The sequence below is a fragment of the Citricoccus muralis genome, from assembly GCF_003386075.1.
GTDB classification, from domain to species: Bacteria; Actinomycetota; Actinomycetes; order Actinomycetales; family Micrococcaceae; genus Citricoccus; species Citricoccus muralis.
Window position 1 is genome coordinate 265,475 of the sequence record NZ_QREH01000001.1, and the last position, 25,437, is coordinate 290,911.

Sequence of the window (25,437 nt, forward strand, 5' to 3'; positions counted from 1 at the left end):
AGGCGCTCGAAGATGGCCCCGCCGATGCCCCGCTGCGGCGGACCGCGCAGATGGAACAGGTCCCCGCTCCGAACGCCGAGCGCCAGGCCCGGCCGCAGCCGGCGCCGGACACCACCGCGACGTCAGCGCTGGCCCTGGAGGACGAGCAGGAGGTCACCACCTGGACCCAGGCGATCTCGACCCTGGAGAAGGACCTGCTGGGCGGGCCTCGCTCGATGACCCGGCGGGACATGGCCAGTGAACTCGGCGTCTCCCTGATCTCGGCCCGCAAACTCTGGCGCGCCCTGGGATTCCCGAATGTCAAGGACGAGGACCGGGCCTTCACCCAGCAGGACACCGACGCGATCGGTACCATGATCGACCTGGTCCGGCGCGGCATCCTCAACGAGGAGACGGCCATCTCCCTGACCCGCTCCATCGGCCAGATGACGGACCGCATGGTCGTGTGGCAGATCGAGGCCCTCGTGGAGAACAAGATCAGCGAGGGCATGACGGACCCGCAGGCCCGCCGCGAGGTGGTCCGGATGCTGCCGGAGATCATCGAGCCGCTCGAAGAGGTCATGGCCTACTCCTACCGGCGGCAGCTCAACTCGGCATTGCAGCGCCTCACCGTCCGGGTGGAGGCGGGGCTGGCGGCCAGTGCCGTGGGCCGGGACGGGTCTGAGGACGACGCCCCGTTGCCGCTGGCCCGCGCGGTGGGCTTCGCGGACATGGTCTCCTACACCTCCCTGTCCCGGCAGATGAACGAGCGCACGCTGGCCCAGATGGTGCAGCGTTTCGAGAACAAGTGCGCCGAGATCATCTCGATCGGCGGTGGCCGGCTGGTCAAGACGGTCGGTGACGAGGTGCTGTTCAATGCCGAGACGCCGGAGGCCGGAGCCCAGATCGGTTTGGCGCTGGCGCAGGCCATGGCTGACGATCCCGTGTTGCCCTCGTCCCGCGTCTCCGTGGTGTGGGGCCGGGTGCTCTCCCGGCTGGGGGACATCTACGGCCCCACCGTGAACCTCGCCTCCCGGCTGACCGCGCTCGCGGACCCCGGTACTGTCCTGGTGGACGCGATGACGGCCATGGCACTGGAGGCGGACGATCGGTTCGTCCTGGTCCCGCAACCCCCGCGGATGGTCCGTGGGTTCGGCGAGATCCGACCGTCGATCCTCATGCCAGGCACCGGTAACGGTCTTGTGGTCGATTGACCTCTGCCGGAGGCAACCGCAGCACATGGGGAGAACTACCCATCCCCTCAGGGCCATTTCAGGTTTGCGCCGTCGGCTGAACCGCTAGACTCCCGTTGAATGGTCGCTGTGCCGTTGGCGCGCAGAACGGACCGTGATTTCACCATCGGGGGACAAAAACGTGGGGACAGGTTTCGGCGCCGGGCGCCAAGGCGCGTTGAAGGCGACGGCGTTCGTGGGCGTTTCCGCCGTGGCCGTGACCGGCGCCATCCTCTATCCGGGCTTCCAGACCGCAGACGTCGACCTCAATGACGGTGGCGTGTGGGTGGTCAACGCGGCGGAGAACAAGGTCGCCCACCTCAACTACCAGTCTCAGACCCTCGACGGCGGCGTGGCCACCACCATGACCGAGTTCGACCTGGCGCAGCATGCGGACCAGGTCTACCTCCGGGACCTCGAGATGGGTGCCGCCACCACCGTGGATCCCGCCGCCTTCGTCCTCTCCGATGAGACGATGCTCCCGGCCAATTCCTCCTTCTCCTACGGCGAGAAGATCGTGGCCGTCTCGGACGCGGAGCAGGGCCGGGTCTACGCAGCCACCACCCAGAACCTCGGGGCCATCGCCTCCGAATCCGCGGACCCCTTCTACGAGGGCGAGGGCCGGGTGCTCTCGGCCGTGGGCCGTGACGACACGGTGTGGGTGGCCGACCTGGACGCCAACCTCATCAAGGGCTTCCGCCCGCTGACGGACGAGGAGCTCCGCGACCAGTCCAATCAGGGCAGCTCGACCGAGGCCGTCGGGGACGGCGAAGCCCCGGCGGACGAGACGGACTCTGACGGCGCATCGGGCAATCCCGAAGCCAACGACGGCGACCCGGCCGGCTTCCGGGAGATCTCCTCCACGGAGATCGACGGGCTCGCCGGGATGGCCGAGCCACAGATCTCGGCCGTCGGGGAGACGGGCGTCGTCTTCGATGCGGCCACCGGCACCCTGGTGACCTCTGAGGGCGAGGCCTCCAGCGTCGTCGATCCCGCCGAGGGAAAGCTCCAGGCGCCGGGACCGGAGGCGGCCGGGGCCGTCGTCGCGCTCGCCAACAAGACCGCGACCGTGCCGCTGGACGGCGGGGAAACGCATTACACCACCGTGGAGACCACCGGCGCCCCGATCCAGCCGGTGCGCGTGGGGACCTGCACGCACGCGGCCTGGCAGGGCTCCGGCCTGTACCAGCGCGACTGCGACGATGATTCCCAGGACACCACCGAACAGATCCCCGAGATGCCGGCCGAGGCCCAGATGGAGTTCCGCGTCAACCGGGACGTGGTGGTGCTCAACGACATCGCGCAAGGCAACACCTGGCTCGTGGCGGACGGCATGAAGATCGTCAACAACTGGGCGGACCTGGAACCGCCGAAGGGCGAGGGCGAGCAGGAGGAAGAGGAGTCGGACGAGATCACCGACTCCATCGAACTGCCGGACCGCCAGGAGGAGAACCAGAAGCCGGTCGCCGAGGATGACACCTTCGGCGTCCGTGCCGGGCGCACCACCGCCCTGCCGGTGCTGTTCAACGACGTGGACCCGGACGGCGACCTGCTGACCGCGGAACTGGCCGGGGACCAACCCGAGACCGGCACCCTGCAGGAGATCTACGACGGCACAGGCTTCCAGATGGTGGTTCCGGAGGACGCGAGCGGTTCGTCCGCCTTCACCTACACCGCGGACGACGGGCGCGGGGGCACCGACCAGGCCCAGGCCACCGTGCGCGTGGTCCCGGAAGAGGAGAACAGCAAGCCCGTCCAAGAGCGGGTGACCACCCTGCGCGTCCAGGCCGGCACCGAGGTCTCCCAGAACATCCTGACGGACTGGAAGGACCCGGACGGGGACGACCTGCAACTGATGGGCGCCGTCTCCGAGGACGGTGACGTGGTGCGCGTCCGGCCAGACGGCGTGCTGACCTTCGAGGACGTCGGCAAGACCGACGGCACCAAGGAGCTGGAGATCACCGTCTCCGATCGCCGCGAGTCGGAGACCGGCCGCGTGGTCATCGAGGTGCTGCCCAAGGGCTCGGCCCCGCCGATCACCGCCACGGACCACGTGACCGTCAACGTGGGGGAGGAGGCCACCTTCTCACCCCTGGAGAACGACTTCGACCCGACCGGCACCGAGCTGCGCCTGGCCCACGTGGACCCGATCTCCGGTGCGGACGTGGACATGAACAGTGACACGGGCACCGTGTCCTTCCGCTCGGACCAGGAGAAGACCTTCTACCTGAAGTACGTCGCCACCAACGGGCCGGCCTCCGCCCCGGGACTGATCCGGGTGGACGTCAAGGACCCGGACAAGAACACCGGTGCGCCGGTGGCCGTGCGTGACGTGGCGCTATTGCCGGCCAACGGCGAGGTGCTGGTCAACATCCTCGGCAACGACTCCGACCCCGAGGGCGGCGTGCTGGTGGCCCAGCAGGTGGACGTGCCGGAGGACGCGCCATTCAACGTCTCCGTGGAACGCAATGCCGTCCTGCGCGTCACCGATCAGCAGGGACTGACCGAGCCGGTCACGTTCACCTACACCGTCACGAACGGCACGGCCGCCTCGAAGGGCGAAGTCACCGTCATCCCGATCCCGGCCCCCGAGTCCATGGAGCCGCCGCGTCCCAACCCGGACACCGCCGTGGTGCGGGCCGGAGACGTGGTCACCGTGCCGGTCCTGGACAACGACGTCCATCCCAACGGCGCCGAACTCACCCTCGAGCCCGAACTGGCCGAGGGCGTCGATGAGGCCGACGGCCTGATGTCCGTCTCGGACAACAAGATCCGGTTCCGTGCCGGTGAGGAGGCCAAGACGGTCTCCGCCGTCTACACCGTCTCCGGGCCGGACGGGCAGCAGGCCTCCGCCCGAGTGACGTTCCACATCAACGCGCTGGACCTGGAGAATAACTCGCCGCCGTCTCCGGAGACGGTGGAGGGCCGCGTGTTCTCGGGTGAGACCGTGGCCATCCCGATTCCACTGGACGGGATCGACCCGGATGGGGACTCAGTGTCCCTGGTGCAGCTGGAGAATCCCCCCACCAAGGGGTCCGCCAAGGTCACCGCCAACTCCATTGAGTACACGGCCACGGCCGGCTCCACTGGAACGGACGTGTTCACTTACGTGGTCGAGGACCGCCTCGGTGCCCGCTCCACCGGGACGATCATGGTGGGCATCGCCCCCGTGGCGCAGGAGAACACCCCACCGGTGGCCGTCAACGACTCAATCCAGGTGCGCCCGGACCGCCCCGTGGCCGTGGACGTGCTGTCCAATGACACGGACGCGGACGGGGACGAGCTGAAGTTCATGGACAACCTGGAGGCCACCGAGGGCTCGGACGCCGCCCTGGTGGACGGCCGGATCCTGCTGACCTCGCCGCCCGAGGCCGGCTTCACGTCCGTCCGCTATACGATCACGGACGGCCGTGGTGGTCAGGACACCGGAACACTGACGGTCGAGTCGGACCCGAACGCACCGTTGCGTGCGCCGATCGCCCGGGATGACCGGGTCTCCTTCCGAGAGACCGTGGAGCAGGACGAGGTCACGGTGGACCTGCTGAAGAACGACGAGGACCCGGACGGCACTCCGGACGACCTGACCGTGGACCTGCCGGAGAATCCGGAGGGCGTGACCCTCACGGAGGACAACCAACTGGTGGTCCCCGTGCAGTCCAATCCGCAGGTGATCACCTACCGGCTCACGGATGCCGATGATCTGTCCGCCTACGCGTTCGTGATCGTCCCCGGGGCCGGCGAGGCCCGCCCGACGCTGCGCTCGGACGCGCCGATCGAGGTGATGGCCGGGGAGGAACTGCCCCTGAACCTGGACGATCTCGTGGTGGTCCGGGACGGCAAGTCGCCGCGCCTCACCGAGGAGTCCAAGGTGTCCTCGACGCCGGAGTCCGAGGGTGGCCTGGTGCGTTCCGCCACCGACCTGGTCTTCACCGCGCCCGAGGACTTCACCGGCGCCGCGTCCGTGACCTTCGAGGTGACGGACGGCTCCGGACCGGATGATGCCGAGGGCCTGAAAGCTGTCGTGACCCAACCGGTCCGCGTGCTGCCGCGCCCGGATGAGAACCTCCCGCCGCTGTTCCAGTCCAACACCATGGAGGTGTCCGCCGGCGGCGATCCGGCGACCCTCGACCTGGCCCAGGCCGCGTCCGACCCTGACCCTGATGATGCCGAGAATCTCACCTTCGCGCTGGGGGAGTCCTCCATCGAAGGCATGGACGTCAACCTCGAGGGGTCCGTACTCACCGCCAGCGCCGGGGCAGACACCCCGAAGGGGACCCGCGGCACCGTCCAGGTGACGGTGACGGACGGCAAGTCCGATCCCGTGCCGGCCCAGGTGACCCTCACGGTCAACGCCTCGGATCGCCCGCTGACGGTGGCGAACCCGGACACCGTGCCGGACGCCCACCAGGGGAGGGCTGAAACCGTTCCCGTCCTGGCGAACGACGTGAATCCGTTCGAGGGGGAAGGCGACCTCAAGATCGTCAGCACTTCGGGCGATCCCTCCCGGGGTAAGGCCGAGATCTCCGGCGACAATGTGGTGGTCACCCCGAACGAGGACCTCGTGGGTCAGATGACCGTGCAGTACACCGTGCAGGACATGACCGAGGATCCCGACCGCCAGGTCCAGGGCACCATCTCACTCAACGTCAAGGGTGCGCCCGAGGCCCCCGGCGTGCCGAGGGTCGACTCTGTGGGCGACTCCGAGGTTGTGCTGACCTGGGATGCTCCGGCCAACAACGGTGCGGCCATCACCGGTTACACCGTCACGGCCGACGGCGTGAACCAGGATTGCGCGGCCACCACATGCACGATCTCTGGACTGACGAACAACCAGGAGTACACCTTCGCGGTCACGGCCACGAACGAGGTCGGTGAGTCCGATCCCTCGGTGTCGTCCGCACCGGCCCGGCCTGACGTGGAACCGGAGCAGCCGGTACCGCCGACGGGCACGGACGGTGACAGGAAGATCGACCTGACGTGGGCGGCCCCGGTCAACCGGGGTTCTCCCATCACCTCCTACACCGTGGAGATCTCCCCGGCCCCGGCCAACGGCGTGACGCAGAAGTCGGTCTCCGGCACCTCTACCACCTGGGAGGGCCTGACAAACGGCACCGCCTATCAGTTCCGGATCCAGGCGGTGAACGATGCGGACCGGCCCAGCGAGTTCTCTGGCTGGTCCTCCTCGACCACCCCGGCTGGTGTGCCCATGCAGCCGCTGGCACCCACCGCCTCCCGGGCCGAGTCCGCCGTTAACGGCGGTGTGGCCAACGTGCGGTGGAGTGCGCCGAACAGCAACGGGGCGACCATCAAGGACTACACCCTGTATGTCTACGAGGGCGGGTCCCAGGTGCAGACCACCTCGGACATCAGCGGCACCTCCCAGCAGGTGACCGGCCTGAAGACCACGTCCTCGTATTCCTTCGCGGTGGTGGCCGAAAATCGGGTCGGTGCATCCGAGGGCTCGCCGCGCTCCACCGCGGTCACCCCCTACGGCCGGCCGAAGGCACCGTCTACACCGGCCATCAGCGCGACCGGTTCGAACAACACCCTCAAGGTGGACTTCAAACCCGGCTCAGCCAACGGTTCACCCATCACCGGGTACCAATACCAGGTCAGCGGTGGAAACTGGAATGGTCTCAGCGGGCCGGGTAGCACCATCAACGTGGGCAGCAACGGCAAGAACGTGACCGTCAGGGTCCGGGCGCTCAATGCCGCAGGCGCCGGGGACCCGTCCGGAGCCTCCAACCAAGAGAGCGCTTACGGTCCGGTCAAGGACGCCTCGAACATCAAGGCCAGCGGCGGTGAGCGAAAGGTCGATTTCAACTGGAACTCCAATGCGTCGGCCTATGCCAATGGACGGCCGGTGACCGTGACGGTGTCCATTTCCGGCTCCGGCGGCACGCCGAATGACGGTTCGGAGAGCGTGAGCGCCGGCTACTCAGAGAAGCGCACCATCACGGTGACGGCCACTCCGACTGAGGGCGAGGCGAACTCCTGGACAGGGAGCGCGACGTCCAACGCGGCCCCGCCGCCACCGCCGAATCCCTCTGCGACTGTCCGTCGAGGAGCTCCCGTCAGCAAGGGTGATTGCAATATCAGTTGTTACAACCTGAACGTGGAGCTCAAAGACATCAACCCGGCGACATACACCGTGCATTGCTGGTCAGATCAGGGTGGCGATCACCGATTCGGTACGTACGACCATACGATCACGGTTGGGTCGAGTAGGACTGCGAGGCAGGACGTTGGTTGCTATCACGGGCAGGTATCTGGAGTAAAGATCTGGGCGAGGATATACCACAATGGAAACCATGTTGTCGATTCCGGGCGAATCAACGCTTGGTGACACACCGTCCGGCGAATCACTGCCCCTCAGTACTTAGTCCGCTCCTGTAACACGCCTTCAGCCTCCACCCCGCACCACGAAAGCGAGCAACACCCATGACCATGACCACCGAACAGGCCGAGTGGTTCGCCGGGACGTTCGAGAAGATCTCGGACAACATCGGCCAGGCCATCCTGGGCAAGGAAGATGTCATCTCGCTGGTCCTCACGGCCATGCTCACGGATGGCCACGTCCTGCTCGAGGATGCCCCGGGCACCGGCAAGACCATGCTCGCCCGCTCGCTGGCCGCCACGGTCAAGGGCACCCACTCGCGCATTCAGTTCACACCGGACCTGCTGCCCTCCGACGTCACGGGTGTGACCATCTACGACCAGAAGTCGCAAGAGTTCGAGTTCCACCAGGGGCCGATCTTCGCGAACATCGTGCTGGCCGATGAGATCAACCGCGCCTCGCCGAAGACGCAGTCGGCCCTCCTCGAGGTCATGGAGGAGGCACGGGTGACCGTGGACGGCGTCACGTACACCAACGAGCGTCCTTTCATGGTGATCGCCACCCAGAACCCCATCGAGCAGGCAGGTACCTACAAGCTCCCCGAGGCCCAGCTGGACCGCTTCCTGATCAAGACCTCGATCGGCTACCCGGACCGCAAGTCCACCGTGGAGCTGCTCTCCGGTGCCGCCACGAAGGACCGCTCCGGCGCCCTGACCCCGATCATCACCACCCAGGCCATCCAGGACATGACGGAGCTGGCCACCACGGTGCACGTGGATGGGGCTGTGCTGAACTACATCGCCGAGCTGACCGAGGAGACTCGACTGGCGGACGAGACCCGGCTGGGCGTCTCCGTGCGCGGGGCCATGGCCATGGTGCGTGCCGCCAAGGTGCGTGCCGCCTCCCATGGTCGCAACTACGTGCTGCCGGATGACGTCAAGGACCTCGCCCCGCACGTGTGGACCCACCGACTGGTGCTGGACCCGGAGGCCGAGTTCGCCGGTGCCACGCCCCAGGCCGTCTTGACGCGCGTCTTGGCCACCGTCGGTGCCCCGCAGCATCGGTCCGAGGCCCCCGAACCGGCGGCCGCCATGGCGACCGGTCCGGCTGCCGGTTCTGCCGCCGTCGAGGCGAACGAGGACACCGTGCACCGCGGTGGCTCGTCCACCACCGGCGCCTGAGAGGCCCCCGCATCACATGAGCACGCAGTCATCACCCGAAACGCGACGTTCGCGGCGCTCCACGAAGGCCCCAGGCCGCCGTGGAGCGGCACCCAAGGACACCCCGCAGAAGGGCCCCTCGAAGTCGTCCGAACGGGCTAGCAAGGCGGCGGTCCAACTGCAGGACCGCTGGCGGCGCCTGAGGGAGACGACGGCGGTCACCACCGAACCGGCCCGCGAGGCAGCGACCGGGTGGTGGGGCAAGAAGGTCCAGCCGGTCCTGGAGGTCATCTCTCCGTTGGGCTGGCTCGTGCTGGTCATCACCGTCGGGTCCTGGATCGTCGGACTCGTGTTCGGCTGGGCCGAGGCCATCGTGGCTGGTCTGGTGGGCGTGTTCCTGCTGTTGCTCGCCATCGGGTTCATCCTGGGCCGGTCCTCCTACCGGGTGGACCTGGACCTGGCGCGGTCCCGCGTGGCCGTGGGTGACCGTGCGGTGGGCGCGATCGAGGTGACCAACACGGCGGACAAGGCCTTGATGCCGGGCGCCATGGAACTGCCCGTGGGGCGGGCCACCGCTGTCTTCCAGCTGCCGCGCATGCGCCCGGGCGCCGTGCACGAGGACCTCTTCACCATCCCCACGCATCGCCGTGCGGTCATCACGGTCGGCCCCGTGCGCTCCGTGCGCCAGGATCCGCTCGCCCTACTGCGCCGCCAATTGAAGTGGACCGAGCCGGAGGAACTGTTCGTCCACCCGAGGACAGTGGCACTGCAAGGCTCCTCGGCCGGGTTCATCCGCGACCTCGAGGGCCTGCCCACCCGTGACCTGTCCAGTGCGGACGTCTCCTTCCACGCGTTGCGTGACTACGTCCCCGGCGATGATCGCCGCCACATCCACTGGAAGACGGTGGCCCGCACCAACAAGCTCATGGTCCGCCAGTTCGAGGAGACCCGGCGCGCACACCTGGCCATCGCCCTGTCCACGAGCACGTCCGAGTACGCCACCGAGAACGATTTCGAGCTCGCGATCTCCGTCGCGTCCTCCATCGGGCTCGAGGCCTTCAAGGAGCAGCGCAACCTGTCCATTCGCACCCATGCCGGCCCGATCCACACGGAGACAGGGCGCAACATGCTGGATGACATGACCCGGATCGAGGGCAAGCCGCTGCGCAAGACCAGTGTGGACGTGGCCCGCGAGACCGCTGACCACGTTCCCAATGCCTCCGTGTTCTTCCTCATCACCGGGGATCAGCCGACGGCCGGAGACCTGCGCAAGGCGACGAACCACGTGCCCCCGGGTGTGCGTGCGTTCGCCATCCGCTGTGCCCACGGCCTGGAGACCCAGCGAGCCAACATCGGCGACCTCACCGTCATCTCGATCGGTGACCTGCAGGATCTCGGGCTGGCCCTGCGCAAGGCGGCGGCATGATGGCCCGCGGCAAGTCCATGCCCACCCTGCCCAAGCAGCCGCGCCAGAGGGGGCTCAGGCTCGGTTTCTCCTGGGCCCAGATCGCGATCGACGCAGCGGTGCTGTTCGTGCTGCTCGGCCTCGGCCTGCTGGGCTTCCAAGACACCTTCGCCGGTGACTGGCATTACCTGGTGGCCGGATTCGGTGGCATCGTGCTGGGCCTCGGCGTCGCCCTGGCCAGCGCCTACCTGCGCTGGAACGTGTGGAAGACCACCGGTGCGGCCGTCCTCGGCTATCTCGTCTTCGGGTTCGCGCTGGCGGCCCCCACAGAGGCCGCCGTCGGCTTCCTGCCGAGCCTGGATGCCCTCCTGGTCCTGGTGACGGGTCCGGTCACGGCCTGGAAGGACATCCTCACGGTGGCCGCCCCGGTCGGCGTCAACGGCGGCATGCTCGTGGCTCCCTACCTGTCAGGAATGCTCACCGCCCTCGTGGCCGGTCTCCTGGCCTGGCGGGTCCGCCTGCCCTACTGGACGGTCATCCCCGTGCTGGTGATGACCGTCGTCGGGATCATGTTCGGCACCAAGGACGCACCGATGGCCGTGGTGCGCGGCATGCTGCTGATCATGGGTGCCGTCGCCTGGCTCGCCTGGCGTCACCACCGCATGCGCGTGCAGGGAACGCGAACAGACACGGCCGGCGCCGACGCGGCGGACACCACCACCGTGTCCAACCCGGCGACCGCACGCAAGATGGTCTGGCGCCGCGTCGGCATGGGAGCCGCCGTGCTCGCCGTCGCCGGCCTGCTGACCGCCTCCGCCTCGCCGCTGTTGCTGCAGGACCAGGATCGCAAGGTACTGCGCGACGTCGTGGATCCCCCCATCGAGCTGTTCGACTACCCGAGCCCGCTGATGAAATTCCGCCAGTACGTCAAGGACCAGCGCGAGGAGGTCCTGTTCACAGTCGAGGGATTGCCCGAGGGGCAGCGGGTCCGCCTCGCCGCGCTGGACGCCTACGACGGCATGGTCTACAACGTGAACCCGCAGTCCGGGGGCAACTTCTCGCCCGTCGGTGATGCCTCCCGGCTCTCCGGCACTGCCGAGACCGAGATCCCGAACCGCGCCACCGGCACCCTGGACATCAGCATCGAGGCCTACAACGGGGTCTGGTTGCCTGGTGGCGGCAAGCTCAGCGGTGCCGTGCTGCAAGGTCCGCGGGCGGACCAGCTATCGACGTCGCTCTACTACAACGACGGCAACGAGACCGCCCTGTCCACCATCCCGCTGCAGGAGGGCGACTCCTACACGGCGGACGTGGTCTTCCCCGTGCAGGTGGCGTCCGAGGACCTCGAGGGACAGGACTTCGGCGAGATCGTCATGCCGGAGCTCACCGGGGTGCCGCAGGTCGTCCCGGAGAAGGCCGCTGAACTGACGGGCAACCAGGACCAGCCCTTCGGCATCGTCAGCGGCCTGGCGTCCACCCTGCACGAGTCCGGCGCCTTCTCCAACGGCCGCGAGGGCGAGGTCACCTCCCTCTCCGGCCACTACGCCGGCCGCATCACCCAGTTGCTGGACGCCGAGCAGTGGATCGGCGATGACGAGCAGTATGCCGTCGGCATGGCCTTGATGGCCCGGTCCCTGGACATCCCGGCCCGCGTGGTCATGGGCTTCTATCCGGAGAACTACCCTGCGGACGGCGGCCCGATCCAGATCAAGGGCAAGGATGTCCACGCCTGGGTCGAGGTCAACTTCGCGAACGTCGGCTGGATCGCCCTGGACCCCACCCCGGACAAGGACAACGTCCCCACGCCGCCGCAGCAGGAACCCAAGTCCACGCCCAAGCCACAGGTGCTCCAGCCCCCGCCGCCGCCGCAGGAGCAGGCCGACCTGCCCCCGGACACGGCACCGGAGCCCCAGGACGCCGAGCAGGAGGAACGGTCCTGGTGGGACCAGTGGGGACACATCGTCATGATCGTGGTCTACTCGCTGATCCCGCTGCTGATCCTGATGATCCCGCTGCTCATCATCGCGATCCTCAAGGGCCGCCGCCGCAAGAGGCGGCGTGAGGCGCAGACACCCGCCGAGCAGGTCTCCGGCGGCTGGTCCGAGGTGCTCAGCCTCGCCACGGACCTCGGCTCCGAACCCCAGCGCTCCGGCACCCGGCGCGAACACGCCACGGAACTGGTCGGGGCCTTCCCGACGGCGGCCGCCGGCACCACGCTGCTGGCCCGACGCGCGGACCAGGCCGTCTTCGGCCCGGGAGAGCCGAACGAGGCCCAGGTGGCCGACTACTGGGCGCGGGTCGACGAGAACATCGCCGGCATGCGCGACTCGGTGAGCGGCTGGCAGCGGTTCCGGGCGAAGTACACGCCGCGGTCGCTCATGCTCGAGGCTCGGGCCCGCCAACGGCAGCGCCGCCAGCTGAAGAAACAGCAGCGCCAGGCGGATCGTGCCCGGATGGCCGAACGGCGCGGAGGCGACCGGACCGCCGAACGCCAGGCCCGTACCGCCCGGCGTGGCGGCCGGAGCCGCGGAGTCCGTACAGTGGACCAGCAAGCTAGCGAGAAACAGGAATAAGGTACCCCGTGCAGAAAACCCTGAACCTGGTCAACGCACCGGCCGGCAAGCGCTTGGCGGCCTGGGTGATCGACCAGATCATTCCCGCGCTGGCCGTGGGCATCGCCGCCGGTGCCACGTTCCCCGCGGTGCTGGACTCCGCCGGGGTGGCCCAACAGGACGCGTTGGCCACCTTCACCATGGCTCTGCTCATCGCCTCGGTGGTGTCCCTGGCCTACACGGTGTGGCTGTGGGGTTGGCAGGCATCCGCGGGCAAGACCCCCGGCAACCTGGTTCTGGGCCTGCGCGTCACCTCCGAGGAGGGCACTCCTGCCGGCTGGGGCCCGATCTTCCTGCGCTGGGTCATCATCTCCGTCAGCGGTGTCGTGCCGGTGATCGGCCCCATCCTGATGCTGCTGTCCAATATCTGGGACACCAACCACCAACGCCAGGGCTGGCATGACAAGGTGGCCCGCACCCTGGTGGTGGACGTCAACACCGGCCGCAACCCGCTGACCAGCGGTGGTCTCTACGGCCCATCCACCTTCGCGCCCGGTGCCCTGCAACCCGGAGACCCGGGCCATCCGGAGACAGGAGTGTCCGTGCCGCCGGCCTCCCGCTGGCCGGCCTTCAACCCGGCCGTCGCCGCCGGACCCATCACCTCCGTGCCCGGTGCAGGCCAGGCCGCTACGGGGGCACCCCAGTCGGGCGCACCGCAGCAGCCGGCCCAACCGCCGTCGGGCCCCTTCCCCGGACCCGCGACCGGCGCACCCGCAGCCAGCCCGGCGCCCGCCATTCAGCCGGCGGTCAACGCCCAGGCCGCCGCCGGGCCGTCGGCCCCGGCTCCTGCGGGGGTCCCGGCCCCGGCCACGTCCGGCGCAGGGCAATCCTCATCGGGGTACAACGAGAATCAGGTCGTCCTGGTCGGAGGTGCCGCTGAGACGGCGAACCCGGGAGACCCGGACCAGGAGATGGGATCAACCCAGCTACGCAGCCAGGTGAGCGCGGGACCCAGCGCCGTCAGGCTCCGGTTCGACGACGGCCAGAGCCACGTGCTCGCCGGCTCGGCCCTGGTGGGCCGCAACCCGGCCGCCGCTGCAGGGGAGACCGTGGACCTGCTCATCCCCTTCGCTGACATGGGCCGTTCCGTCTCCAAGACCCACCTGCACCTGACCGTCGACTCGACCGGTGTGTGGGTGACCGACCGCAACTCCACCAACGGCTCGGGCGTGACCCCGCGCGGGGGCGAACGTCAGCGCCTCGATCCCGGCCAGCCCGTCTTGGCGGCGGTCGGGGCCACGGTGCACTTCGGCGACCGCTCCTTCACGGTGTCGGCTGCATGACCTTGAATGCCAGTGTGGACGTACCCCAAAGACCTTTCCGCCTCAACTACGGCTTCGGCTCCCATCGGGGCCTGCGCCGGCAACTGAACGAGGACTCGCTGGTGGTGACCGGCAACCTCTTCGCCGTTGCCGACGGCATGGGCGGCCACGAGGCCGGCGAGGTCGCCAGCCGGATCTGCGTGGAGACGCTGGCCGCGGGGGTCAAGGAGGTCCGCAATGATCTCACCGCTGACGAGCTGCAGCAGCTCATGGTGACGGCAGACCAGGCCATCCGCCGGGTCGGGGGGTCCCGCGCGGGGACCACGCTGGCCGGGGTGGCCATCGTCCGGGAACTGCAGGGACTGTACTGGATGGTCTTCAACGTGGGCGACTCGCGCACCTACCGGCTCTCCGAGGGCGAGTTCGAGCAGGTCAGCGTGGACCACTCGGAGGTCCAGGAGATGGTGGACGAGGGCTACCTCACGGCTGAGGAGGCCCGGCACCATCCGCGCCGGCATGTCATCACTCGGGCCCTGGGCACCGGGGAGGCCTCGACGGCTGACTTCTGGATGCTGTCCGTCCATGACGGTGACCGGCTGATGATCTGCTCGGACGGGCTGACGTCCGAGGTGCCCGACGAGGAGATCCGCCGCGAACTGGAAGAGAACCACTCACCGCAGGATGCCGTGGACGCGTTGATCCGGCGGGCCCTGGACGGTGGCGGCCGGGACAACATCACGGTGATCGTGGTGGACGTGGAGGACACGGACGCCGAAGGCGACCGTGAGTCCACGTCACCGCGGCCTGGTGAGGCGGACGAGCAGCAGACCACTCGTCCCCGGTTCGACGGGGGCAGTGGTGGACGGATGGTCAACGGCGAACGCGTGTTCGGCATGGACGAGGGTGAAGGGGAATGACGATGAGCCAGACGGCGAAGGTCCGCTACAGTGCGGGCCCATGGTTGGGCCTCGTGCGCGGCCGGTGCCTGGTGGCGCTGCCCGCGGACGCCAGCGAGGAGACGGCCGCCGTGGCCTGGGACCTGCTCGCCGGGACGCCCGGTGTCGAGCGACTGTTGGCCACCGTGTTGTCCGGCCGCCTGGACCTGACGGGACTGCCCTCCTTCGCCATCGTGTCCTTCCGCGAGGGCACCACACTGCACGCCATCCTGCGAGGTGACGTGGCCCTGCGGATGAACTGCACCGACGGAAGCCACACCGAGCTGATCGGCACCGGAGTGGCCACCTGGAATGAGCGGGTCGTCCAGGGCGTGGAATCCTTCGAACTGCTCGTGGACGATGCCGTCGCCGATGTGGAGAACCTGCCCCTGGAATCCGGGGCCGTGCGGCTGGCCTCCTTGCATGCGGATCTGGTGGAGCCGTCCGAGCCGGAAACGGGCGGTGCCGAAGAACCAGTGGAGGACGAATCAGCCCACGCTGATGAGGTCGAGTCGACCGCGGTCGACGACGCAGAGACATCCGAGGTTGAGGATGGCGAGCCAACCGACGCTGATCGCGACGTGGACGAGGCGGACGACGTAGACGATGCGGATGAGGGGGACGAGGCAGTCGAGGCAGACGAGGCCGGCCCCGAGCACGTGACGGAACCGGACCTCGAACCGGACATCAACGCCACGATCGCTCCAGGACCACGCTCGGAGCCGTCCGATGCCGAATCCGAGCAGGCAGTGGCTGCCACAGGTGAGACCACCCAGGGTCAGCCGAGCACGGAGTCGGCCGACGACGAGGACGCTGATGAGAACGGCGACGAGAACGACGGCGTGAGCGGCGTCGGGGAGCAGAATCACGAGGTGGCCGGAACGGACGCCGACGACGCCGACGATGCCGACGACGCCGAAGAGGCCGGCAGGGACGCGGATGAGGTCGATGACCGGACCATCGCCGGGCCCCCTGCCTCGCCGAGCGCTGTGGAGGCCTCGAGCGACCAGCGGTCCCGGCCGAGTAGCGCCGTCCCCGGACCCCAGGAGCTGATCGACTCGGTGCCGTGGCTCGCTGCGGCCCGCAAGACCGTCCCGACACAGCCTCCGGAGCCGGTCGCCAGTGAGATGGTCGAGGTCCCAGCTGACTTGGGGATGACGGTCGCCCCGGAACAGTCGCCGGACGATCACCCGCACCACCACTCGGGCGACCAGCCGGAGCCCGGCTCCGATGCCACCGATGGACCCCGGACCAACGCGCAGGATGCGGATGACGCTGACACGGTCATGTCGCCGTCGGCTCCTGGCTTGGCATCCAGGCCGAAACCCGTCCCGGCACCCATCCCCGCCCCACCTGCGCAGCCGGCCGGGCCGGCGTCGGACCCAGCGGGAACCGCGGCCATGGATAAGGACCATGACGGTGAGACCGTGATGAAGTCCGACCTCGATCTTCAGGACTTGCCGCCCAACGCGCCCGCCCCCGCTCCGGCCCCGCCGCCGGCCACGGGACCGGTGGTCCTGGCCCGCCAGTGCTCCCAGGGGCATGCCAACCCGCCGACCAGCGCTATCTGCGGCATCTGCGGCCAGTCCCTCTCGGGCGAGGCACAACAGCTGCGCCGGCCGTCCCTGGGCCGTCTCCGCATGTCCACGGGGGAGGTCGTGGAGTTGGACCGCCCGGCCGTGATCGGCCGTCAGCCGCAGGCTCACCGGGTCGGCTCCGGCACCATGCCGCGCATGCTCCAGGTCCGCAGCCCCAACGGTGACATCTCCCGCTCGCACTGCGAGGTGGTGCTGGAGGGATGGCATGTGCAGCTGCGAGACCTCAAGGCTACGAACGGCACGGTGCTGATCCGCGAGGGGCAGGCGCCGCGACGCCTGGGTCAGGGCGAGTCCCTCATGGTGCTGGACGGTGACATCGCCGATCTGGGCGATGGCGTCTCGTTGCGCTTCGAGGGGCTGCTGTGAGCGGTAAGCGGCCACCGGCCCCGCCGCCGCACATCGACGGGTTCCGGTACGTCAGCCTGCTGGGCTCCGGTGGCTTCTCTGACGTCTACCTCTACGAGCAGGACCGGCCTCGCCGCAAGGTGGCCGTCAAGGTGCTGCTCTCCGGACTCAAGACCGAACGGGCGCGCAAGTCCTTCGAGTCCGAGGCCAACCTCATGGCCCAGCTGTCCTCGCACCCGTACATCGTCACGATCTACGAGGCGGACATCACCGAGGACGGCCACTCCTACCTGGCCATGGAGTACTGCTCCCGGCCCTCCCTGGACCTGCGCTACCGCCGCTCCCGGTTGGGCGTGGACGAGGTCTTGGCCGTCGGCATCCAGGTGTCCTCCGCCGTGGAGTCCGCGCACCGGGCCGGGATCGTGCACCGGGACATCAAGCCCGCCAATATCCTCACCACGGACTACAACCGCCCCGCGCTGACGGACTTCGGCATCTCCGGCACCACGGACATGCTGGATGACGATGCCGGGATGTCCATCCCGTGGTCCGCGCCGGAGGCCTTCACCGGGGGGAGCCCGGACGGGTTCGCCATGGACGTGTGGTCCCTCGGCGCCACGCTCTACACCCTGCTCGCCGGGCGGTCCCCGTTCGTGCGGCCGGGGGCGGACAACTCGCAGAAGGAACTGATCTCCAGGATCGCCAAGGCACCGCTGCCGCCCCTGAACCGGGCGGACATGCCGGCCTCGCTGGAGTTGGTGCTGTCCACGGCGATGGCCAAGAACCCCGGCTCCCGCTTCCCCTCGGCGCACTCGTTCGCGCTGGCGCTGCAACGGGTCCAGACCGAGTTGGGCCTGTCCGTCACCCCGTTCGAGGTCATGGACGAGTCCGGCTCGCTGGAGGCGGAGGATGACGAGGTCGAGGAGGGCGGGGACGCCACCCGCGTCCGGCAGATCGTCTCGATCGATCCTGATCGCGGTTCCACGAACACCTCGCGCCACTTCCCGCCGATGCCCCCGCCCTCCGCACCGGGACGTCCGCAGGACGAGGCGGACGACGCCACGGTCATGCGACCTGCCCGGGGAACGACGCCGGCCGGTCCGACCCCGGACGACGACCCGACCATCATGGGCGGACGCATCGGCGGCGGCCTGGCCGGTTCCCGGGCGCCGTCGCGCCCGGCTAGGTCCTATCCCGACGCCGGCGGGGAGTGGGAGCCCGACGGCACCACCGCGCGGCGCGTGGAGGAACAGCCGGCGGGTTCGCCGTTCAGCGCCTGGATGGGCGAGAACAAAGTCGGCATCATCGCGTCGCTAGTGGTGCTGGTACTGGGCATCGTGGGTGCCGTCTGGCTGGCAAACAGCATGGCGGTCCAGCCGCGGGAGGACCCGGACCCCACCTTCATCAGTGAGTCACCGGGGCTGCCGTTGCCGGAACCCGAGGATCCCGTGGCGGCCGCCGAGAACGTGACAGCCACGGCAGACGGGGCCGAAGCCGTGTTCACCTGGGAGAACCCTGATCCGAAGGACGGGGACACGTACATGTGGAGGACATCCACGGCCACCGGCCAGGGGCGGATCACCACCGCTGACGAGGCCACAGCCACCACCCCCGTGCTGGAGGAGGACCGGACGTGCATCGAGGTCGTGGTGATCCGGTCCAACGGCAAACAGTCGGACCCGACGGTGGGGTGTGTGGACTGACAGCCCTGCCTGTGCGGCAGGCACGGCAAGCATGAGGAGATCATGGCAGGGCAGGGAACCGCCGGGGCGCCACAATGACGGCCCTGGACAGGTTTGAACGGCATCATGGGACTGAGATCTTCAATCAGGGGGAGTGACGATGAGCGTGGACGAGCAAGGCCAACGGGTCCAGTCGGCTTCGCAGGATCAGCAGAACCAGCAGAACCAGCAGGGCAACCGGGGGGACCGGCAGCCCACCGAGGGCAGCTCGGCGGCGCTGTCGATCGACTTCGTCGGCGAGTGGTACGAGGTCATGCCGGACCAGGTGTTCACCATCGGCCGCGAGGGTGATCTGGAGATCGACGACAACCCTTACCTGCACCGCCGGTTCATGGAGATCCGGCAGATCGACGGGCTGTGGTGGCTGTCCAACGTGGGCACCATGATCTCCGCGACCGTGGCGGACTCCTCCGGCGGCATGCAGGCCTGGGTCTCGCCCGGCTCCCGCATCCCGTTAGTCTTCGGCCAGCTCAACGTGGTGTTCACAGCCGGGCCGACCACCTATGAGTTCTCGGCGCACCTGAAGAGCCCCTCGTTCATGCAGCAGTCGAACGGCAACGACGCCGTGGGGGAGACCACCATCGGCCCGGTGATCTTCACCCCGGCCCAGAAGGCACTCATCGTGGCCCTGGCCGAGCCGATCCTGCGCCGCGGCGGCACCGGATTCTCCACGGTGCCGTCCTCCGCCAACGCCGCCAAGAGGCTGGGCTGGCCGCTGACCCGGTTCAACCGCAAGCTGGACAACGTCTGTGACAAGTTGGACCGCGTGGGCGTGGCCGGACTGCGCGGCGGTGGCGGCAAGCTGGCCACAAACCGCCGCGCGCGACTGGTGGAACATGCCGTGACCTCTCACCTGGTCACTCCGGACGACCTGCCGCTGCTGGACCAGGCCCTCGGCGACGAGGACTGACCCGGTTGCGCCGCCACCTGGACTGAACCGGTTGTACCGGGCGGCGCCCGACCGGACTGGGTAGATCACCGGCCACCGCCGGCCGAGGCTTGGCGCGGCACTGCCGCGCACGGTAGACACAACGCATGCGTGCCGGGACTGGATACGGGGAGAAGCATCCTTCTCGGGTGCTTGCGGCGTCAGTGATGCTGACCATGGTGTTGGCCGTCTCCGCCTGTACGGCTGACGGCGGCTTGGGAGCGGGGAAGCAGCCGATCCCGCACCAGAGTTTCGCCAGCCGCCCGGACCTCAACCCCCCGGTGGTGGAGATCACCCGTGGTCCCGCGTGGTCAGACGAGTACGAGCAGTCCGAGGAGTTCACGTTCCTGACCCCGAACTACGGTTCGGAGACTCCTTCGGACGGGGCCGTGATCCTGGATGCCCGTGGGGAGCTGGTGTGGATGAGAACGGCCGAGGATGACGACCCGGAAGACAATCCCTTCGACCTGCGCGTTCAGGAATACCAGGGTGAACCGGTGCTCACCGTCTACGAGGGAACCAGCGACGGCGGCATGGGCGATGGCGAGGTCATCGTCCTCGACCAGTCCTATGAGGAGATCGCCCGGGTCACCACCGGCGGGTCACTGGGGCCCGGCCAGGCGGACTTCCATGACACGACGATCACGCCGGAGGACACCATGCTGATCGCCGCCTACGTGCCGGTACCGGCGGACCTCAGCGACGTGGGCGGCCCGGAGGACGGGTTCATCCAGGACGCCGTGATCCAGGAGGTGGACATCGCCACCGGGGACGTGCTCTTCGAGTGGAGCGCCATCGGTCATGTTCCCCTCACGGAGACCTTGCTCGACTTCGATGACGAACAGTCAGAACTGGAGAAGGAGACCGAGGAATCAGCACAGGCCGAATCGTCCAAAGCCTCCGATGCACAGTCCGGACCGCCTGAGCTCGGCACGGAGGAGCACCCCTTTGACTACTTCCACATCAATTCCGTGACGGAGGACGACGACGGCTCCCTGCTGGTCTCGGCCCGCCACACCAACGCGGTGTACAAGCTGGAGCGCGCCACCGGCGCGGTGGAGTGGACCCTGGGCGGCTCGGCCAGCGACTTCGAGATGGGCGAGGGAGCAGACTTCACCTGGCAGCACGACGCTCATCGGAGCCCGGACGGCACGCTGACCCTCTTGGACAACCACTCCCACGGTGGCAGTGATGACGAGTCGTCCCGCGGTCTGCGCCTGGCTCTGGACGGAGACGCGATGACCGCGGAGGTGGCCACCGAGTACCTGCCGCCGGCCGACCGGGTGGCCAGTTCCATGGCCAACGCGCAGCAGCTGGCCAACGGGAACATGCTGGTCGGCTGGGGTGCCCGCCCGCACTACTCCGAGTACACGCCGGGAGGCGAGCTCATCTACGACGTCTGCCACGGCGATGAATGCAGGGGGGACGAGTTCGAGGGCGGCGGCGGCAGTTACCGGGCGTACAAGTTCGCCTGGGAGGGTCATCCGGCGACCGTCCCGGACGTGGTGGTCCAGGACGGCGGTGAGGAGCACGACGGCGGCCCGGTCGCCTTCGTCTCCTGGAACGGGGCCACCGAGGTGGCCCGGTGGCGGCTGATGGCCGGCGAGGACGAGAGCAGCGCCACCGAACAGGCCGTCGTCGACCGCGAGGGATTCGAGACGGCCATCCCGATTCCGGACGATGCCGCGGAGCTGCCCTACGCCGTCGTCGAGGCCCTGGACGCCGAAGGAACGGTGCTCGGTGCGGCCCAGGCCCGGTGACCGCTCGCGGGCCGGCGGAGGGTTATCCCGGGGGTGCACCCGGCTAGGCTGGACCGGTGAGCAGCGAGCAGAAGAACGTCACGGATCCGAGCGTCGATCCACAGGTCGATTCCGCCGTCCAGCCCGAGGCGGGGGATATCCCGACGGAGTCCCTGCGGGAGCAGTACGAGCACCTCGTGGACGAGGTCCGCAAGCACCGCACGGCGTACTACCAGAATGACGCCCCGCTGGTCTCGGACGCCGAGTATGACGCGCTCTACCGCCGTCTCGAGGACCTGGAGGCGCTGCATCCGGAGATCGTCTCCAATGACTCGCCCACCCAGGAGGTCGGCGGGGAGGCCTCCGCCGCCTTCGCCCCGGTGACCCACCTGGCTCGCATGTACTCCCTGGATGACCTGTTCTCCATCGAGGAGCTGCGCGCCTGGTACGCGAAGACCGCCGCCTCAATCGAGAAGATCGCTCCCGGCGCCGCTGAGGAGGGCGTCCGCTGGCTCGTCGAGGTCAAGATCGATGGTCTCGCCGTGAACCTGCTCTACCGGGACGGCAAGCTCGTCCGGGCGGCCACCCGGGGGGACGGCACGACGGGTGAGGACGTCACGCACAACGTCATGACCATCAAGGACATCCCACAGCAGCTTGCCGGGTCCGGCTGGCCCTCCGAGATGGAGGTCCGCGGGGAGATCTTCATGCCCACCGCGGATTTCCGCTCCTTCAACGAACAGCGGGTGCGCGACGGCCTGGCCCCCTTCGCGAACCCCCGCAACTCCGCGGCCGGCTCCCTGCGGCAGAAGGATCCCGCCGAGACGGCCAAGCGGCCGCTGAGCATGTTCGTGCACGGCATCGGCGCCCACACCGGCCTCGACGCCGAATCCCAGCACGCGACCTATGACCTTCTCGCCTCCTGGGGACTGCCCACCAGCCCGTACACGAAGATCGTGGACTCCCTCGAGGGCGACGGCGAGAAAGGGGACGGCGAGAAGGGGGACGGCGAGAAGGGGGACGGCGGCAACAACGGTGGGATTTTGGGGTTCATCGAGGACAACGGCAACCAGCGCCATGACCTCGTCCATGAGATCGACGGCATCGTCATCAAGGTCGACTCCTTCGCGTTGCAGCGGGCCCTGGGCCACACCTCCCGTGTGCCGCGCTGGTCGGCGGCCTACAAGTACCCGCCGGAAGAGGTTCACACAAGGCTGCTGGACATCAGGGTCAACGTGGGGCGCACCGGCCGCGTGACCCCGTATGCCGTCATGGAGCCCGTCCTCGTGGCCGGCTCCACCGTCTCGATGGCCACCCTGCACAACCAGGACGTGGTCAAGGCCAAGGCCGTGCTCATCGGGGACACGGTGGTGTTGCGCAAGGCCGGGGACGTCATCCCGGAGATCGTCGGACCCGTGCTGCCGCTGCGTGAGGGAAAGAAGCGTGTGGAGGGGGCCGGCCCGGTCGGGGAGGACGAACTGCGCGAGTTCGTCATGCCTACTGAGTGCCCGTCCTGTGGCACCACGCTCGCGCCGGCCAAGGACGGGGATGTGGACCTGCGCTGTCCCAACGCGCGTTCCTGCCCCGCCCAGCTCACCGGCCGCATCGAGCACGCCGCCTCCCGCGGGGCCTTCGACATCGAGGCGCTCGGCGAGGAGGCCGCCCTCTGGCTCACGAACGGCCCGGGGCCGGATCCGGCGGAGAACCATCAGCAGGTGCGTCCCGAGGGGCCGGGTGTCATCACGGAGGACGCCGAGCTCTTCGACTTGGCGGACGGCCGCGAGAAGAACCTGAAGGACCCCTTCGATCCGGACGCCCTGTCCGCGTTCCAGTCCCGGCTGCGCGAGGTCATGGTCTGGCGGGAGAAGCGGAAGAAGGATCCCGAGACCGGCAAGCCGGTGCCCTCGGGCGAATGGGAACTCAAGCCCTACTTCTGGACGCAGGGCACCGTCAAGAAACCCTCGGAGCCCACCGCGAACACCCGCCGGCTCTTCCAGGAACTGCACAAGGCGAAGACCCAACCGCTGTGGCGGGTGCTCGTCGCGCTTTCGATCCGTCATGTGGGCCCGACGGCGGCCCGTTCCCTGGCGACCGCGTTCGGCTCCCTGCAGGCCCTCCAAGCCCTCGCCACGGAAGGGTCCTCGGGGCACCCCGGGACGGAGACAACGGCAGCGGACGAGCGCCGCGCCGCGGCACAACAGCGCCTGGCGGATGTCGACGGGGTCGGGCCGATCATCGCCGAAGCGGTCATCGACTGGTTTGCCGAACCGTGGCATCGGGAGATCGTCACGCGCTGGCACGCGGCCGGCGTCGTGATGGAGGACGAGCAGGATGAGGACACCCCGCGCACCCTGGAGGGACTGACGATCGTGGTGACCGGGTCGCTGGAGACCTTCAGTCGGGATTCCGCGAAGGAGGCGATCATCGTCCGCGGGGGCAAGGCCTCCGGATCTGTCTCCAAGAAGACTGACTACGTGGTCGCCGGGGAGAATGCCGGCACCAAGCTGGACAAGGCCGAGTCCCTCGGTGTCACGGTGTTGGACGAGGAGGGGTTCCGGACGCTGCTGGCTGAGGGACCGCCGGACTCTGAGGGCCCTGAAGAGACTGATGCTGACACAGACGCTGACACTGGAACCACGGAGGAGACCGCATGAGCGCCCAGGGACTGCTGGCCGTCGCCCGGGCCGCGGCCCGCGCCGGGGCTGCGGTACTCGCCGAACGTCCCCTGGGCCCGACGCCGGCCACGCGCGCCGAGCTCGGAGCCGTCACCAAGTCCTCGGGCTCGGACTGGGTCACGGACTACGATCGCCGCGCGGAGCAGGCGGTGCGCGAGGTCATCACCGCCTACCGTCCGAACGACGCGATCTCTGGCGAGGAGTACGGCCACACCGAGCCGGAGCACCCCTCGGGCTACCGCTGGTCGATCGACCCGTTGGACGGCACCACGAACTTCATCAGGGGGATTGCCCAGTTCTGCACCTCCGTGGCCGTGGAGGGACCAACCGGCATGGTCAGTGCGGAGCATCAGGACGGCGAGACGCGCTGGTTGGCCGGGGCCGTCGTCGCGCCCGCCCTGGGCCGGACCTGGTACGCCTCGGCCGGTGGCGGGGCCTTCTCCACCGTGGACACCCCCGGGATTCCGCAGGCGGACCTCCCGCCGGCCTCCGGGGAGCCGGTGCAACTGAATGGGCCCCTCGTGGGCCGCTCCGGCCGACTGCTCGCCACGGGCTTCGCCTACGCGGGGGAGCGCCGCGACTTCCAACTCGGTGCCCTGGCGGCGCTCATGCCCCACTTTGGGGACGTGCGGCGCATCGGGGCGGCGGCTTTGGACCTGTGCATGGTCGCCGACGGCACGCTCGACGCCTACGCCGAGTTCGGCATTCAGGAACACGACTGGGCGGCCGGGGCCCTGATCGCCGAGGAGGCCGGGGTGCCGGTGCAGCGCCCGGCGTCCGGGGACGGCACGAACCACCCGGGCTGGACGGTGGCCGGGGTGCTGGACCCGTCGGAGCCGACGGAGCCGACTGGTCAGTCGAGTCCACGGGCACAGCCGTTGTTGCCGATGCCGCCCGCAGGAGTCTGAGTCCATGCGTCAGCTGTTCTCCAAGCCCTGGCTCCTGCCCGCCCTCATGCTGCTGGTGGGAGCGTTGTTCGCCTATTGGGGCCTCATCGGACGGGGGCCGCTGAACTACGTGGCCGCGGCCATCCTGCTGTTCTTCGCGCTGCGCTTCGTCTCCACCACGCAGGTGCAGTCCAGGCCAGTGGCCGGCGCTGACGAGCATCTGGCCAACGGCGGGGTGGTGGTCTTCTGGCGGCCGGGCTGTCAGTTCTGCGCCCGGCTCATCCGCGAACTCGGCTCGGACAGCCGGTACATCCCGTACTGGGTGAACATCTGGGACGAACCCGAGGCCGCCGCCCGCGTCCGCCACTATCACCAGGGCAACGAGACCGTGCCCACGGTGGTGACGGCGGACGGGCACTTCGTGGCGAAGGATGCCGAGACGTATGACCGCGCCAAGGCCGTCATCCGCCGGGCCACGCCGGTGGACTGACGCCGCTTCCCCGGTGGCATGGCCGGGCTCATCGCCAGCAACTCGGCGCGCACCTGCGGGTAGTACCGGTCTTGAGTCTCGTCGATGGCTGTCAACGGATACCTATCCTTG

General features: G+C 68.8%; 14 protein-coding genes. All 14 read left to right on the forward strand.

All coding sequences use genetic code 11. From position 1 onward, the window contains the following. Positions 1-50: 50 nt before the first annotated feature. The 14 genes from C8E99_RS01105 to C8E99_RS01170 all read left to right on the forward strand — a co-directional run bounded on the left by C8E99_RS01105 (position 51) and on the right by C8E99_RS01170 (position 25,326). Positions 51-1,193, forward strand: coding sequence for an adenylate/guanylate cyclase domain-containing protein (locus C8E99_RS01105; protein ID WP_115933115.1), 1,143 nt, complete (start codon positions 51-53; stop codon positions 1,191-1,193). A 160-nt stretch (positions 1,194-1,353) separates the two neighbouring features. Continuing rightward, the gene (locus C8E99_RS01110) at positions 1,354-7,557 is read left to right on the forward strand and encodes an Ig-like domain-containing protein (protein WP_245952015.1); all 6,204 of its coding nucleotides are present in this window, start codon (positions 1,354-1,356) and stop codon (positions 7,555-7,557) included. Between the two features lie 95 nt (positions 7,558-7,652). Continuing rightward, positions 7,653-8,729 carry an AAA family ATPase gene (locus C8E99_RS01115; protein ID WP_115930725.1) on the forward strand — a complete coding sequence of 359 codons (1,077 nt, stop codon included), beginning with the start codon at positions 7,653-7,655 and terminating at the stop codon, positions 8,727-8,729. A 16-nt stretch (positions 8,730-8,745) separates the two neighbouring features. After that, positions 8,746-10,134, forward strand: coding sequence for a DUF58 domain-containing protein (locus C8E99_RS01120; protein WP_115930726.1), 1,389 nt, complete (start codon positions 8,746-8,748; stop codon positions 10,132-10,134). After that, entirely contained in the window at positions 10,131-12,686 is a 2,556-nt protein-coding gene (locus C8E99_RS01125; protein ID WP_115930727.1) for a DUF4129 domain-containing transglutaminase family protein, read from the forward strand. The genes C8E99_RS01120 and C8E99_RS01125 overlap by 4 nt, the downstream gene beginning before the upstream one ends. A gap of 8 nt (positions 12,687-12,694) precedes the next feature. Continuing rightward, a complete protein-coding gene (locus C8E99_RS01130) occupies positions 12,695-14,008 on the forward strand; it encodes an RDD family protein (protein ID WP_115930728.1) in 1,314 nt (437 codons plus the stop codon). Continuing rightward, entirely contained in the window at positions 14,005-14,904 is a 900-nt protein-coding gene (locus C8E99_RS01135; RefSeq protein ID WP_115930729.1) for a PP2C family protein-serine/threonine phosphatase, read from the forward strand. Before C8E99_RS01130 ends, C8E99_RS01135 begins: the two co-directional genes overlap by 4 nt. Before the next feature lie 2 nt (positions 14,905-14,906). Continuing rightward, complete coding sequence (locus C8E99_RS15980; protein ID WP_245952016.1) at positions 14,907-16,886, forward strand: FHA domain-containing protein; 1,980 nt, start codon at positions 14,907-14,909, stop codon at positions 16,884-16,886. Beyond that, positions 16,883-18,568 carry a serine/threonine protein kinase gene (locus tag C8E99_RS01145; RefSeq protein WP_115930730.1) on the forward strand — a complete coding sequence of 562 codons (1,686 nt, stop codon included), beginning with the start codon at positions 16,883-16,885 and terminating at the stop codon, positions 18,566-18,568. The genes C8E99_RS15980 and C8E99_RS01145 overlap by 4 nt, the downstream gene beginning before the upstream one ends. Positions 18,569-18,860: 292 nt before the next feature. Next, positions 18,861-19,517 (forward strand): hypothetical protein, encoded by a 657-nt coding sequence (locus C8E99_RS01150; protein ID WP_115933118.1) that lies wholly within the window; start codon positions 18,861-18,863, stop codon positions 19,515-19,517. 167 nt (positions 19,518-19,684) lie between these two features. Then, positions 19,685-21,295 carry an arylsulfotransferase family protein gene (locus C8E99_RS01155; RefSeq protein ID WP_170144498.1) on the forward strand — a complete coding sequence of 537 codons (1,611 nt, stop codon included), beginning with the start codon at positions 19,685-19,687 and terminating at the stop codon, positions 21,293-21,295. Positions 21,296-21,351: 56 nt separating this feature from the next. After that, the gene (gene ligA / locus C8E99_RS01160) at positions 21,352-23,928 is read left to right on the forward strand and encodes an NAD-dependent DNA ligase LigA (protein ID WP_115930732.1); all 2,577 of its coding nucleotides are present in this window, start codon (positions 21,352-21,354) and stop codon (positions 23,926-23,928) included. After that, positions 23,925-24,857 carry an inositol monophosphatase family protein gene (locus C8E99_RS01165; RefSeq protein WP_115930733.1) on the forward strand — a complete coding sequence of 311 codons (933 nt, stop codon included), beginning with the start codon at positions 23,925-23,927 and terminating at the stop codon, positions 24,855-24,857. Before ligA ends, C8E99_RS01165 begins: the two co-directional genes overlap by 4 nt. 4 nt (positions 24,858-24,861) lie before the next feature. Further along, positions 24,862-25,326, forward strand: coding sequence for a glutaredoxin domain-containing protein (locus C8E99_RS01170; protein WP_115930734.1), 465 nt, complete (start codon positions 24,862-24,864; stop codon positions 25,324-25,326). Positions 25,327-25,437: the final 111 nt, after the last annotated feature.

Bases quoted from the DNA above. Each gene is read 5' to 3' on its own strand.
- C8E99_RS01120 (WP_115930726.1), top strand. From the start codon at position 8,746: ATGAGCACGCAGTCATCACCCGAAACGCGACGTTCGCGGCGCTCCACG.
- C8E99_RS01150 (WP_115933118.1), top strand. From the start codon at position 18,861: ATGCCGGACCAGGTGTTCACCATCGGCCGCGAGGGTGATCTGGAGATC.
- C8E99_RS15980 (WP_245952016.1), top strand. From the start codon at position 14,907: ATGAGCCAGACGGCGAAGGTCCGCTACAGTGCGGGCCCATGGTTGGGC.
- C8E99_RS01105 (WP_115933115.1), top strand. From the start codon at position 51: ATGGAACAGGTCCCCGCTCCGAACGCCGAGCGCCAGGCCCGGCCGCAG.
- C8E99_RS01115 (WP_115930725.1), top strand. From the start codon at position 7,653: ATGACCATGACCACCGAACAGGCCGAGTGGTTCGCCGGGACGTTCGAG.
- C8E99_RS01170 (WP_115930734.1), top strand. From the start codon at position 24,862: ATGCGTCAGCTGTTCTCCAAGCCCTGGCTCCTGCCCGCCCTCATGCTG.
- C8E99_RS01135 (WP_115930729.1), top strand. From the start codon at position 14,005: ATGACCTTGAATGCCAGTGTGGACGTACCCCAAAGACCTTTCCGCCTC.
- C8E99_RS01165 (WP_115930733.1), top strand. From the start codon at position 23,925: ATGAGCGCCCAGGGACTGCTGGCCGTCGCCCGGGCCGCGGCCCGCGCC.
- C8E99_RS01125 (WP_115930727.1), top strand. From the start codon at position 10,131: ATGATGGCCCGCGGCAAGTCCATGCCCACCCTGCCCAAGCAGCCGCGC.